This is a genomic window from Sphingomonas trueperi, from assembly GCF_011927635.1.
GTDB lineage: Bacteria > Pseudomonadota > Alphaproteobacteria > Sphingomonadales > Sphingomonadaceae > Sphingomonas > Sphingomonas trueperi.
Genome location: NZ_JAATJB010000006.1, coordinates 59,001 through 70,675, shown reverse-complemented (window position 1 = coordinate 70,675; position 11,675 = coordinate 59,001). Strand labels below are relative to the sequence as shown.

Annotated in this window: 15 protein-coding genes; 5 read left to right on the top strand and 10 right to left on the bottom strand. The window is 67.9% G+C overall.

All coding sequences use genetic code 11. The annotated features are described in order from the left end of the window. Positions 1 to 40: 40 nt before the first annotated feature. Positions 41 to 214, bottom strand: coding sequence for a hypothetical protein (locus GGR89_RS11540; protein WP_164521892.1), 174 nt, complete (start codon positions 212 to 214; stop codon positions 41 to 43). Positions 215 to 293: 79 nt separating this feature from the next. Here GGR89_RS11540 and GGR89_RS11535 point away from each other — a divergent pair, with 79 nt between their 5' ends. The 3 genes from GGR89_RS11535 (at position 294) to GGR89_RS11525 (ending at position 2,577) form a co-directional block, all read left to right on the top strand. Next, positions 294 to 1,289, top strand: a complete 996-nt coding sequence (locus GGR89_RS11535; protein WP_125976870.1) for a ligase-associated DNA damage response exonuclease — start codon at positions 294 to 296, stop codon at positions 1,287 to 1,289. A gap of 13 nt (positions 1,290 to 1,302) precedes the next feature. Beyond that, positions 1,303 to 1,908, top strand: a complete 606-nt coding sequence (locus tag GGR89_RS11530) for an SOUL family heme-binding protein (protein ID WP_125976871.1) — start codon at positions 1,303 to 1,305, stop codon at positions 1,906 to 1,908. 201 nt (positions 1,909 to 2,109) lie between these two features. Next, positions 2,110 to 2,577: a hypothetical protein gene (locus GGR89_RS11525; RefSeq protein ID WP_125976872.1), complete on the top strand. Its 468-nt coding sequence runs from the start codon at positions 2,110 to 2,112 to the stop codon at positions 2,575 to 2,577. Between the two features lie 6 nt (positions 2,578 to 2,583). On the opposite strand, the gene GGR89_RS11520 is transcribed toward GGR89_RS11525, so the two are convergent. The 6 genes from GGR89_RS11520 to GGR89_RS11495 all read right to left on the bottom strand — a co-directional run bounded on the left by GGR89_RS11520 (position 2,584) and on the right by GGR89_RS11495 (position 7,706). Then, positions 2,584 to 3,426: an endonuclease/exonuclease/phosphatase family protein gene (locus GGR89_RS11520; protein WP_206434316.1), complete on the bottom strand. Its 843-nt coding sequence runs from the start codon at positions 3,424 to 3,426 to the stop codon at positions 2,584 to 2,586. Then, positions 3,426 to 4,934, bottom strand: coding sequence for an RNA polymerase factor sigma-54 (gene rpoN / locus GGR89_RS11515; RefSeq protein WP_125976873.1), 1,509 nt, complete (start codon positions 4,932 to 4,934; stop codon positions 3,426 to 3,428). Before rpoN ends, GGR89_RS11520 begins: the two co-directional genes overlap by 1 nt. A gap of 4 nt (positions 4,935 to 4,938) precedes the next feature. Further along, positions 4,939 to 5,721, bottom strand: a complete 783-nt coding sequence (gene lptB, locus GGR89_RS11510; protein ID WP_125976874.1) for an LPS export ABC transporter ATP-binding protein — start codon at positions 5,719 to 5,721, stop codon at positions 4,939 to 4,941. A 124-nt stretch (positions 5,722 to 5,845) separates the two neighbouring features. After that, positions 5,846 to 6,388 (bottom strand): LptA/OstA family protein, encoded by a 543-nt coding sequence (locus GGR89_RS11505; RefSeq protein WP_125976875.1) that lies wholly within the window; start codon positions 6,386 to 6,388, stop codon positions 5,846 to 5,848. After that, positions 6,388 to 7,032, bottom strand: a complete 645-nt coding sequence (gene lptC / locus GGR89_RS11500; protein WP_125976876.1) for an LPS export ABC transporter periplasmic protein LptC — start codon at positions 7,030 to 7,032, stop codon at positions 6,388 to 6,390. The genes GGR89_RS11505 and lptC overlap by 1 nt, the downstream gene beginning before the upstream one ends. 53 nt (positions 7,033 to 7,085) lie before the next feature. Beyond that, positions 7,086 to 7,706, bottom strand: a complete 621-nt coding sequence (locus tag GGR89_RS11495; protein ID WP_125976877.1) for a ribonuclease D — start codon at positions 7,704 to 7,706, stop codon at positions 7,086 to 7,088. Positions 7,707 to 8,052: 346 nt separating this feature from the next. On the opposite strand from GGR89_RS11495, the gene GGR89_RS22675 reads away from it, so the two are divergent. Continuing rightward, the gene (locus tag GGR89_RS22675) at positions 8,053 to 8,853 is read left to right on the top strand and encodes a cold-shock protein (protein ID WP_125976878.1); all 801 of its coding nucleotides are present in this window, start codon (positions 8,053 to 8,055) and stop codon (positions 8,851 to 8,853) included. An 86-nt stretch (positions 8,854 to 8,939) separates the two neighbouring features. Further along, complete coding sequence (locus GGR89_RS11485; protein WP_125976879.1) at positions 8,940 to 9,575, top strand: DJ-1/PfpI family protein; 636 nt, start codon at positions 8,940 to 8,942, stop codon at positions 9,573 to 9,575. On the opposite strand, the gene GGR89_RS11480 is transcribed toward GGR89_RS11485, so the two are convergent. The 3 genes from GGR89_RS11480 to GGR89_RS22035 form a co-directional block, all read right to left on the bottom strand. Then, positions 9,572 to 10,723 (bottom strand): sensor histidine kinase, encoded by a 1,152-nt coding sequence (locus GGR89_RS11480; protein ID WP_125976880.1) that lies wholly within the window; start codon positions 10,721 to 10,723, stop codon positions 9,572 to 9,574. The two genes, GGR89_RS11485 and GGR89_RS11480, sit on opposite strands and share 4 nt — an antisense overlap. Before the next feature lie 112 nt (positions 10,724 to 10,835). Continuing rightward, positions 10,836 to 11,270 (bottom strand): DUF4019 domain-containing protein, encoded by a 435-nt coding sequence (locus tag GGR89_RS22040; RefSeq protein ID WP_206431262.1) that lies wholly within the window; start codon positions 11,268 to 11,270, stop codon positions 10,836 to 10,838. A 138-nt stretch (positions 11,271 to 11,408) separates the two neighbouring features. Next, complete coding sequence (locus tag GGR89_RS22035; RefSeq protein ID WP_206431263.1) at positions 11,409 to 11,630, bottom strand: helix-turn-helix domain-containing protein; 222 nt, start codon at positions 11,628 to 11,630, stop codon at positions 11,409 to 11,411. Positions 11,631 to 11,675: the final 45 nt, after the last annotated feature.

The following is an 11,675-nucleotide window of genomic DNA, read 5'->3' as shown; positions in this document are numbered from 1 at the left end:
TATAGGGATTCGAGGCACGGAACGGAAGCAAAATGGAGGGTTAGCGCTTGCGATCCGCCGCGTCGTGATCGTCGTAATTGCGGCGGGTCGCGTCTTCGGTTTCGTCGCGCTGGCGCTTCGACGTGCGGTTGCGGACGATCGCCCAGATGAGCGCGGCCGCAAGGACGATCGGGCCGACGATCACCATCAGGCCCTGCATGCTGGACAAGTCCATGGCATCTCTCTCCATTTTGCCCGGGTCAACGAAGCCCGTGCCCCTTTCGATCCGCCCACGTGCCCCCATATCGCGACACATGGCGCTCGGCAGCTGGCTTACCCCCGATCCTTGCGGGATCTATCTTCCGGCGGCGGATGCGTGGATCGATCCGTCCAAGCCCGTGGAGCGCGCGATCATCACCCACGGACATGCCGATCACGCCCGCGGCGGGCATGGCGAGGTGTGGGCGACGCCGGGCACGCTGGCGATCATGGCGGCGCGCTATGGGCCGCAGAACGGGCGGCCGGTGAACTACGGCGAGAGCATCAAGCTCGGTCCGATCGAGGTGGGCTTCGTCCCCGCTGGCCATGTGCTGGGATCGGCGCAGGTGGTGCTCGATCACGCCGGTGAACGGATCGTCGTATCGGGTGACTACAAGCGTCGACCGGATCCGACGTGCACGCCCTTCCAACCGGTGAAGTGCGACGTGTTCATCACCGAGGCGACCTTCGGGCTGCCGGTATTCCGCCACCCCGAGACGACGGACGAGATCGACAAGCTGCTGACGGCGCTGCGCACCGAGCCCGAGCGCTGCGTGCTCGTCGGCGCCTACGCGCTCGGCAAGGCGCAGCGGGTGATCGCCGAATTGCGCGCAATGGGGTTCGACGATCCGATCTATCTCCACGGGGCGCTCCAGGCGCTGTGCGATCTCTATGTCGAGCATGGCGTGGCGCTGGGCGAGCTGCGCCCGGCCACCGGGGTCGCGAAGAAGGAACTGGAGGGGCGGATCATCCTCTGCCCGCCGGGCGCGCTCAACGATCGCTGGTCGCGGCGGCTTCCCGATCCGATCACCGCGATGGCGAGCGGCTGGATGCGCGTCCGCCAGCGCGCGCGGCAGCGCAATGTCGAGCTGCCGCTGATCCTTTCCGACCATGCCGATTGGGACGAGCTGACCCGCACCATCGAGGAACTGGCGCCGCGCGAAGTGTGGGTGACCCATGGCCGCGAAGATGCGCTGGTACATTGGTGCCGGCTCCGGCAGATACGCGCCCGTGCGCTCGATCTCGCCGGGTTCGAGGACGAAGACGATTGAGGGAGATTTCGTGATGGCGAAGGGCAAGACCTGGGCCTGGGTGGGCGGCCTGCTGGGCGGTGCGGTGGTCGCGGGGGCGGCCGCCTATTACGCGTTCGAGAAGGCGAGCGAGCAGCCGCCCTTCACGCTGGTGGAAAAGGACGGCGCCTTCGAGATCCGCGATTATCCCGAGCTGGTGGTGGCGGAAACCCGCGCGATCGGCACCCGTGAGGCGGCGCTGACTGCGGGCTTCTCGCGCCTCGCCGACTATATCTTCGCCAAGCGCCGCGGCGACAATGGCGGCAGCGGCGGCGAGAAGATTTCGATGACCGCGCCGGTGCTCAGCGCCAAGCAGGATGCCAGCTGGCGGACGCAGTTCGTCATGCCGTCCAAGTTCACGCTGGCGACGCTGCCCAAGCCCTCGGACAATGTCGACCTGGCCACCCGCCCGGCGCGACGCGTGGCCGTGCTGCGCTTCGCGGGCGCGCCCGACGATACGGCGCTGGAGAAGCGCGAGGCGGAGCTGCGCAGCTGGCTCGCGGCCAAGGGGATCAATGGCGGCGCGGTGGAATATGCCTTCTACAACTCGCCGTTCATCCCGGGGCCGCTGCGCCGCAACGAAGTGCTGATCGCGCTGTAACCTGGGGGCGGCGGGAAGCCGCCTGCTGCCTCTCCTCCGTCATCCCGGCGAAAGCCGGGATCCAGTCGCCTCTCGCTCACAGCAGGAGCCGATCCGGAGGCCCCAATGGATCCCGGCTTTCGCCGGGATGACGGCGGGTGGGTCGCGATAGCCTTCCACTTCTGCCGTGATCTTGCCGCGGCGCTTTCCTACTGGAGCCCCATGACGATTCGCCCGCTCCTCGCCGCCGCTGCGGCCTTCGCTTCGTTCCTCGCCCCCGCCTCCGCGCAGGCGCAGGCGCGCGACCCGTTCGGCGAGTGCCTCCGCGCGCGCACCAGCCGCGCCGATCGCGACGTGCTGATCCGCTGGGTGTTTGCCGCCGTCGCGCAGAGCGCCGCGGTGCGCGACATGGTCAAGGTCGACGAAGGTCGCCGCGTCCAGGCCAGCCAGCAGGCCGGTCAGCTGATCACCCGCCTCGTCACCCGCGACTGCCGCGCGGAGGCGATGGACCGGATGAAGCGCGATCCCGGCGCGCTGCAGAACAGCTTCACCGCGCTCGGGCGCGTCGCGCTGATGGACCTGGCGCAGGACCCGAACGTGGTCGGCACGCTCGCCGGGGTGCTGCAATATACCGACATGGGCAGCATCACGATGATGCTGGTGGAAGGCGGCCTGCGCCCCGGCGGCTGAGCCCGCTCAGCGCGCGAAGCGAACCCGGGCGACGACCGGATAATGGTCGCTCGGGTACACCTCGCCGCGATGCGTATCGACCGTCGCGATCCGCTCGACCGCGAAGCCGCGCGTCAGGATCCAGTCGATTCGGCGATCGCCCTTGCCGGTGAAGCCATGGAAGGTGAAATCGGGCCCCTGACGCGGCGCCCCGCCCAGCCAGGCGTCGGCGAGCGCCTTGGTCAGCACGCCATGCGCGGGCCTGTCGGCGGTGGTGTTGAAGTCGCCGGTGACGATCACCGGCAGATCCTTCGGACCCGCCGCGATCCGATCGGACAGCAGCTGCGCACCGCGGGTCCGGGCAGCCTCGTCCTCGTCGCGATAGGGGAAATGCGTGTCGTAGAAGCGGAAGCGGTGGCCGTCGCGGGTTTCGAACGTCGCCCAGTTCACCATGCGCGGCAGCGGATGGCCCCAGGTAATGCTGCCCGGCACCTCCGGCGTGTCGGAAAGCCAGAACTGGCCCTGCTCTACGATCTTCAGCCGGTCGCGCCGGTAGAAGATCCCCATATGCTCGTCCTTGTGGCCACCGAACCGGTCGGTGCCGAACCAGCTGTACTGCGGCAGTGCCTTCACGACATCGTCGCCCTGGCGCTGGAACAGCTCCTGCGTGCCGATCAGGTCCGGGGCCGCCGCGCGGATCGTCGCGACGGTGAGGTCGCGGCGCTTCTCCCACAGGTTGGCGCCGTCGCCGTCGCTGGGCATGCGGATGTTGAGGCTCATCACCGTCAGTTCGGGCGCACCCTGCGCCAGCGCCGGCACGCACGCCAGCATCGCGGCAAGCGCCGCCACCACACCCCAAACCCGCATCATCAACCCGCTCCTTCGAGTGCCTTCTGGCGTCGGCGTTGCACCGAGCTGCCAATGCCCATCGCCTCGCGATATTTCGCGACCGTGCGGCGGGCGATATCGAAGCCCTTCGCATTGAGCATTTCCACGAGCGTGTCGTCCGAAAGAATTTTCTTCGGGTCCTCGGCGGCGATCAGCGCCTTGATCGCGCTCTTCACCGCCTCGGCCGACACCGCCTCGCCGCCATCCGCCGACTGGATCGCGCTAGTGAAGAAATATTTCAGTTCGAAGAGACCACGCGCGCAGCTGAGATATTTGTTGCTGGTCACCCGGCTGACGGTCGATTCATGCATCTCGATCGCGTCGGCCACCTGGCGCAGCGTCAGCGGGCGGAGGTGCGCGACACCCTTGAGGAAGAAGCCCTCCTGCTGCTTCACAATCTCGCTCGCCACCTTGATGATCGTACGCTGGCGCTGGTCGAGCGCCTTGACCAGCCAGTTGGCGCTGGCGAGCATGTCCGTCAGCCAGGCCTTGCTCGCCTTGTCCTGCTTGCCGCCCGAAACCTCGGCATAATAGGCGCGGTTGACCAGCAGCCGGGGCAGCGTCGCCGCGTTGATCTCCACCGCCCAGCCAGTGCCGCGCCGCGCGACGAAGATATCGGGCGTCACCGCCGGCACGGGATCGCCGCCATAGCGGCAGCCGGGCTTGGGATCGTAATTGCGCAGTTCGCGGATCATGTCGGCGAGATCCTCGTCGTCGACATTGCAGATCCGCCGCAGCCGCGCGAGGTCGCCGCGCGCGACCAGTTCGAGATTGTCGATCAGGCGCGCCATGCACGGATCGTAGCGATCGGCCTCCTTGGCCTGGAGCGCGAGACATTCGGCGAGGTCGCGCGCGCCCACGCCGGTGGGATCGAAGGTCTGGATCACGCCCAGCACCTCCTCGACGCGGGCGAGCGGCACGCCCAGCCGTTCGGCGATCTCGCGCAGCGGCACGGTGAGATAGCCGCACTCGTCGATCTGGTCGATCAGATGCTGGGCGATGAACAGGTCGGGACCCGAGACGCTCGAGCCCGTCTGCGCCAGCAGATGATCAGCGAGGCTGAGGTCGCTGGTGCCAAGGCTGTCCAGATCAGGCCCGTCCTCCGATCCGCCGCCGCTCACGCCGTTCATGCCCAGGCCGCCATCCAGCCCGCCGATCATGTCGCTGGCCGAATCATGGTGGAAGGCTTCGGTCGCAAGATCGACGTCGAGCGCAGCTTCCCCGCTCGCTTCGCCGCCGCCGAGGATAAGTTCGCTCGTATCGGCAGGGCCGTCGCGCGGCTCGAAATCTTCGCTGCTGTCCATAGGCTCGGGCGGGCCACCGTCGTCCCCGCCCTGCGCGTCGAGCAGCGGGTTGCGCTCGACCTCCTCGGCGATGAAGGTCTCGATCTCGAGATTCGACAGCGCCAGCAGCTTGATCGCCTGCTGGAGCTGCGGCGTCATCACCAGCGATTGCGACTGGCGCAGATCGAGGCGTGGCGCGAGACTCATCGCATCAGAGCGAGAAGCTCTCGCCGAGATAGAGGCGGCGGACATTCTCGTCGCGCACCAGATCGTCGGGCGAACCGGCGAACAGCACGCGGCCGTCATAGATGATATAGCCGCGATCGACGATTTCGAGCGTCTCACGAACGTTGTGGTCGGTGATCAGCACGCCGATGCCGCGCTGCTTGAGCTGCTTCACCAAGTCGCGAATGTCGCTGATCGAGATCGGGTCGATGCCGGCGAACGGCTCGTCGAGCAGGATGATCGTCGGGTTGGCCGCCAATGCACGGGCGATTTCGGCGCGGCGCCGCTCGCCGCCCGACAGCGCCATCGCCGGCGAGGTGCGCAAGCGGGTGAGGCCGAACTCGTCGAGCAGTTCCTCGAGCCTTGCCTCGCGCACCGTGCGGTCGGGCTCCGCGAGTTCGAGCACCGCGGCGATGTTCTTCTCGACGCTCAGGCCGCGGAAGATCGAGGTTTCCTGCGGCAGATAACCGAGGCCGAGGATCGCGCGGCGGTACATCGGCAGGCGGGTGATGTCCTCGCCGTCGAGCATGATGCGGCCGCTGTCCGGCTTCACCAGCCCCATCACCGAATAGAAGCAGGTCGTCTTGCCCGCGCCGTTCGGCCCGAGCAGACCCACCACTTCCCCGCGCCCCACCGACACCGAAACGTCGGTCAGCACCGCGCGCTTGTCATACGACTTGGCGATCGAGACGACCGCGAGGCCGCGATCGGGCAGCGGCACGGGATCGGGGGCGGAGCTTTCGGGGGCGGCGATGGCGACGTCGGTCATGACGGCTCCTGCAAGGTAAACGCTGTGAGGGTCGCCGCCAAGCGCGCGGCCGCTTGGCAAGGTTCCTGCATGATAACGCGCGCGAAGGGAAGACAGTGCACGGCGTACCGTGGCATTGCCCGGCTTACTGCTTCGGCGCGTCGCGATTGGGCACGGAGAAGCGGCCGGTCACGCGGCCGCCAGAATTCTGGGTGCTCGGGCCCGCCGTCGATCCGCCGAAGGTAGCGCGGCTGGTGTCGAGGTTGATCGTCAGCCGCGGGCCCGCCGCATTGGCGACGTTGGACCCCGCCTGCTGCAGCGTGACGTTGCCGATCATCGTGATGATCCGCCGATCGACGTCATACACCGCATAGCTGGAACGCGCGGTCTGGTTCGGCCGCTGCACCGTCACCCCGCCCGACGCATCGAGCCGCGAGGCCTGGGGCGAGCCATTGAGCGCGCTGCCGCTATAGGCCACGGTCACCCGCGCCGCCCGCAGCGTCATGTCCGACTGCTTGATGACGACGTTGCCGCTCAGGATCGCCCGGCTGGCCTTGTCGTCGAGCTGGATGTTCTTCGCATCGAAGTCGATCGGCGCATTCGAATCGTGCCGGGCCTGCGCAGCGGCGGGTACGGTGGCGAGCAGCAGCGGCAGCCCGAGGGCGAGCGGAGCGAAAGCGCGAGTCATCAGGGCCTCCTTGCCGGCTTCGGCGTCATCCGCAAGTGCGCATTGCCTTCGAGGGTGATCAACCTCTTGTCGAGATCGGCGCGCAGATGATCGGCGCGGAAGGTGCCGGTGGGCGTGTTGCCGGTCACCGCCCCGCCGCTTTCCAGCTGGCGCGTCTTCAGGTCGATCGTCGCGTCGTTGGTGTTGAGGATATAGCCGTCGCTCGTCTGGAAGCGAATCGGCCCGTCGATCAGCATCTGATCGGTGTTGAGCATGTAGCGGCCCTTGTTGGCGACCAGCGTCGCCGGACCGTCGCTGAGGTTCAGCCGGGCGCTCAGCTGGTTCAGCTGCACCACCGGCTCGGCCGAGTTGCGCTGCACCGCCGAGCCTGCATGCAGCTCGAACTGGCGGCCCTTCGAATCCTCGCCGCGGTAGTCGGCGGCGGACGTCAGCAGCCGCTCGGGCGACATCGCCACCTTCTTCTTGTCGAGCACGAAGCTAACGTCGCCGCCCATGAACAAGGGCGCGCTGACGAGGAACGCCGCGAGTGCGCCGATGAGGATCGGCAGCAGCACCAGCGCGATCCGAACGGAACGATCGTGACTGCTCCCGGGATGGGCCCAGGCGCGCTTCTGCGTGGTCAATCGGGCGGCGATCTCAGACATAGGCTCCCTTGTGGGGAGCCGAAACGGCCGAGACAACCACTCGATCCCTGCAATCACGCATGGGCGAAGATGTCCACCTCGGGCCAGCCGGCGATGTCGAGCTCGGCGCGCCAGGGGAGGAAGTCGAAACAGGCCTGTGCCATTTCCGCGCGGCCTTCGCGCTCGAGTCGCTTGTCGAGCTCGACCTTCATCGCGTGGAGGAAGCGCACGTCGGACGCCGCATAGTCGCGCTGTGCGTCGGACAGGTCCGGGCCGCCCCAATCGGACGATTGCTGCTGCTTCGAGATATCGGCACCGACCAGCTCGCGCGCCAGATCCTTGAGGCCGTGGCGATCGGTATAGGTGCGCACCAGCCGCGAGGCGATCTTGGTGCAGTATACCGGCCCGGCGGTGACGCCGAGATAGAAGCGGATCGCCGCCAGATCGAATCGGGCGAAGTGATAGAGCTTGAGCCGCTCCGGATCGGCCAGCACCGCGCGCAGGTTCGGCGCGGCATAGTTGGACTGCGGGCCGAAGCGCACCAGATGCTCGTCGCCCGAGCCGTCCGACAGCTGGACCAGGCACAGTCGGTCGCGCGGGGTGATCAGGCCCATCGTCTCGGTGTCGACGGCGATCGCGGCGCCGGGTGCGAATACGCCTTCCGGCAGATCTTCTTCGTGGAAATGGACGGTCATCGCGTCCGCGTAGCGGGGTTGGCGCCGCACCTCAATGCTTTGCCGTGCCTGCACGGCTTTGCAATTTGCGATTCGAATGGATAAAGCGCCCGCCTCCGGCCGGCTGGCTGGATCCAACTGGTCTCGAAAACAGCACGCCTCGCACCCTGGAAGCGCCCCTAGCGTGGCACGGCGGACACTTTCCTGCCGCAAAGCAGCCATGCGCGCGATTTTCGTTCGCGCACCCGATTTTTTTGGGGTATGACCTGCCGTGTGGCACTACGTTAGTGCCGTAAGACCTGCGTTTTTCGTCCGGCGCTCGGTTTTGATTGGTAGTTTGAGGGCGAACCGGGAAGACGAACAGGGCATGAGTTTCGATAGAGGACGTCGCGGCGAGCGCGGTGGGCGCGGCAGGGACAAGCGCGATGGTTTCGGCGACGATAACTTCGGCGGCGGCGGCTTCGGCGGCGGCTTCGAAGATCGCGGCGGCTTTGGTGGCGGTGGTCGCGGCGGCTTCGGCGGCGGCGGTGGCGGCTTCGGTGGCGGCGGCGGCGGCGGCTTCCGCGGTGGCGGCTTCGGCGGCGGCGGCGGCGGTGGTGGTTTCCGCGGCGGCGGCGGTGGCGGCATGCCCCCGCAGGTGATCGGCGAAGGCACCGGCGTGGTGAAGTTCTTCAACGCGCAAAAGGGCTTCGGCTTCATCGTCCGCGATGACGGCGGCGAAGACGTGTTCGTGCACATCTCGGCCGTCGAGCAGGCGGGCCTGACCGCGCTGGCGGAAGGCCAGCCGCTCGGTTTCACGCTCGTCGATCGCGGTGGCCGCATCTCGGCGACCACGCTGAAGATCGACGGCGAGCCGATGGAAGTCGTCGAACGCGCCCCGCGCGAGCAGGGTGCAGGCGGCTTCGGCGGCGATCGCGGTGCGCCGCGTGGCGGCCCGCAGCGCCAGCTGACCGGCGAGAAGGCTACCGGCACGGTCAAGTTCTTCAACGCGATGAAGGGCTTCGGCTTCATCCAGCGCGATGACGGGCAGCCCGATGCGTTCGTGCACATCTCGGCCGTCGAGCGCGCCGGCATGCCGACGCTCAACGAAGGCGACCGGCTCGAGTTCGAGCTGGAGGTCGATCGTCGCGGCAAGTACGCGGCGGTGAACCTTTCGCCGCAGCAGTAAGCCTTTCCGGCTACTGACGGATCGAAGAGGCCGGGCGGCAACGCTCGGCCTTTTTGTTTGGCGAGACGGCAGCGGGAGATTCGCGCGTGCAGATTGCGGTACTGACCTTCGACGGGTTCAACGAGCTGGACAGCTTGGTCGCGGCGGCGATCCTCAACCGGATGCGTGCCCAAGGCTGGGCTGCGCACATCACCTGCCCGACCGAAGAAGTGACCTCGCTCAACGGCGTGACGATCCGCCGCCAGCGCCCGCTCTCCTTCGCGGTGGAGGCCGATGCCGTGATCATCGGCAGCGGCAGCAAGACCCGCGACATCGCTGTGGACGCCGACTTGCTCGCCCAGCTCCGGCTCGACCCGGCGCGGCAGCTGATCGGCGCGCAATGTTCGGGCACGCTGCTGCTCGCCAAGCTCGGCCTGATCGGCACCCTGCCCGCCTGCACCGATCTCACCACCAAGCCCTGGGTGATCGAGGCCGGTGTCGAGGTGCTCGACGCGCCCTTCGTCGCGCATGGCAATGTCGCTACCGCGGGCGGCTGCCTGGCCTCGCAATATCTCGCCGCCTGGATGCTCGCGCGCGGCGGCTCCCTCGCCGCGGCGCGCGAGGCGATCCACTATGTCGCGCCGGTCGGCGAGAAGGCGGCGACGGTCGCCCGGGTTCTCGACGTCGTCACGCCGTTTCTTGCCGAAGTGCGCGGCGCGGAGTCGCACCTCGTCGGCGCTTAGGCGATCCCGTCGCCGGGCACCGCCGACTCGTCGAACAAGGCCGGTGCCGTCGCCTCGATCGTGCAGACCAGCCCTTCCGGCGCGAAATCGAGCCGCACCTGCGCCTTGAGGTCGCCGGCCAACGCGCGCTCGAGCATGCGCGTGCCGAAACCGCGCCGGGTAGGTGGAGTCACCGCAGGACCGCCCCGCTCGCGCCATTCCAGAAGGAGTCGCTGCGCCCCCTTCTCCACTCGCCAGGTAAAATCAACTGCGCCGGACTCGGTCGACAGCGCGCCATATTTGATCGCGTTGGTGGAAAGCTCGTGCAGCGCCATCGCCACCGTCACCGCGATGCGCGAATCGAGCCAGATCGTCGGTCCGCCGATGCGCACCCGGTCGGCGACGCCGCACGAATCGAACGCGCCCGCGACTACCTCGGCCAGCTCGGCCTTTTCCCAATGCACCCGCGTCAGCGTGTCGTGCGCGCGGGCAAGGGCCCCCAGCCGTCCCTCGAACGCCAGCTGGGCCGCGGCGGGATCGGGGCTGCGGCCGATCGTCTGCCGCGCAAGCGACTGCACGACCGACAGCATGTTCTTCACGCGGTGGTTGAGCTCGTCGATCAGTAGGCGCTGGCGCCGCGCGGCCTCGACCAATGCGCGTTGCGCATCGCGCAGTTCGGTGGAATCGAAATAATAGCAGATCACACCCCGCCCACCCCCCGGCAACCGGGCGGAATGGAGTTCCCACTCATAGCCTTCGACATGGTCGACATCCGCGCGGGGCTCGACGAAGGCGTTCGAGCGGTAGGGTTCGCCGGTCTCCAGCGTATGGCGAAAATGGCCGACGATCTCCTCCGCCACCGTCACCGGCCACAGGATGCGCATCGCTTCCTCGAACGAACGGCCGATCACCGGCCGTACGTTCCGAAACGCGCCCTCCTGGCTCCGCTCGTTCATGGCGACGATCGTCAGCGCATCGTCGACGAGATAGATGCCGAACGGACATTTGTTGATCAGCTCGACGAAGATCTCGCTTTGGCGTGCGGTATGCTCGGCAACCTCGCGAACCCAGGCTTCGGGCGCATCGCCCGCGACACGGCGCAGCAAGGCATCGCGCCCGCTGAAGCGCTCCGACAATGCCGCGGATTCGAAGCCCGATCTGGTCCGCATTACATCTCCTCGGGGAACGGCCCCGCCGAACCGCAGACGCGGACGTGCAGGCGGTTCCCCAAGGGTCTTATCGTTGCGGGCGTGCGCTTGTCCAATCGCGCCCGCGCGCCGGTCAGCGAATGAAGTACCCGACCACGCGCCAGCCGCTGCCTTCCCGCACGAGCATGACCGTCTCGACCGACTCGCGTCGGTCCGCGAAGGCGGTTTGGAACTTCAGGATTTCATAGTCGCCATCGGGCGCCCCGGGCGGCGTCTTGCTCTTGAGCACCGATTCGAACGTGCGCGAAACCACCGCGCCCAGCGGCTTTCGGACCGGCGTCACCATCTCGGCCCAGCGCGCGTCGGAAACCTGGGCGCGGAACATGCCGGCAGCGGCCTGCCAGCTTTCATGCCATTTGCCCTGGTCGACCAGCGCCACCCAGGCCAGGGCGGCATCGAGGCTGGCGGGCGCGTTCTCGGCGGCCGGCGCAGCAACGGTCGCCTGCGGCGCCGGAGCTGGCGGGGCGTGCAGCACGACGGCGGCGACGGCGGCAATGAGCAGCGACATGATGAGCATTCCTCCACTGAGCCAGGCGAGCCGGGGCAATGGTTGCGGCCGGGCAGCTGGCAGATCGGGAGAAGCCATGGATGCCGGTGCCGGCGACACCCCGAACGGCGCGTCCCCCAGCTTTTGGGAGTCCGCCGCCTAGCTTGCGGCCAGCCTTCGCGCGGCTTCGCGGCTGCTGGCCACGCCCAGCTTGCGCCGCGCATCGCGCAGCCGCTCGTTGACGGTGTGCACCGAAAGCTCGAGTTCGCGCGCGATCGACTTGGCGTCGTGCCCGGCGAGCAACAGCCGAAGCGTCGTCTTCTCGCGCTCGGTCAGCGCGTTGTCGTCGCGCGGATGCGGCGATGCGTCCCCCATGCCCATGCCCGCTCGTACGAAGCGGTACAGGGGCCCGCCAGCCTCCCCCGG

Bases quoted from the DNA above. Each gene is read 5' to 3' on its own strand.
- GGR89_RS11525 (WP_125976872.1), top strand. From the start codon at position 2,110: ATGACGATTCGCCCGCTCCTCGCCGCCGCTGCGGCCTTCGCTTCGTTC.
- rpoN (WP_125976873.1), bottom strand. From the start codon at position 4,934: ATGAGTCTCGCGCCACGCCTCGATCTGCGCCAGTCGCAATCGCTGGTG.
- lptC (WP_125976876.1), bottom strand. From the start codon at position 7,032: ATGTCTGAGATCGCCGCCCGATTGACCACGCAGAAGCGCGCCTGGGCC.
- GGR89_RS11495 (WP_125976877.1), bottom strand. From the start codon at position 7,706: ATGACCGTCCATTTCCACGAAGAAGATCTGCCGGAAGGCGTATTCGCA.
- GGR89_RS11480 (WP_125976880.1), bottom strand. From the start codon at position 10,723: ATGCGGACCAGATCGGGCTTCGAATCCGCGGCATTGTCGGAGCGCTTC.
- GGR89_RS22675 (WP_125976878.1), top strand. From the start codon at position 8,053: ATGAGTTTCGATAGAGGACGTCGCGGCGAGCGCGGTGGGCGCGGCAGG.
- GGR89_RS11520 (WP_206434316.1), bottom strand. From the start codon at position 3,426: ATGATGCGGGTTTGGGGTGTGGTGGCGGCGCTTGCCGCGATGCTGGCG.
- GGR89_RS11530 (WP_125976871.1), top strand. From the start codon at position 1,303: ATGGCGAAGGGCAAGACCTGGGCCTGGGTGGGCGGCCTGCTGGGCGGT.
- GGR89_RS11535 (WP_125976870.1), top strand. From the start codon at position 294: ATGGCGCTCGGCAGCTGGCTTACCCCCGATCCTTGCGGGATCTATCTT.
- lptB (WP_125976874.1), bottom strand. From the start codon at position 5,721: ATGACCGACGTCGCCATCGCCGCCCCCGAAAGCTCCGCCCCCGATCCC.
- GGR89_RS11505 (WP_125976875.1), bottom strand. From the start codon at position 6,388: ATGACTCGCGCTTTCGCTCCGCTCGCCCTCGGGCTGCCGCTGCTGCTC.
- GGR89_RS11540 (WP_164521892.1), bottom strand. From the start codon at position 214: ATGGACTTGTCCAGCATGCAGGGCCTGATGGTGATCGTCGGCCCGATC.
- GGR89_RS22040 (WP_206431262.1), bottom strand. From the start codon at position 11,270: ATGTCGCTGCTCATTGCCGCCGTCGCCGCCGTCGTGCTGCACGCCCCG.
- GGR89_RS22035 (WP_206431263.1), bottom strand. From the start codon at position 11,630: ATGGGCATGGGGGACGCATCGCCGCATCCGCGCGACGACAACGCGCTG.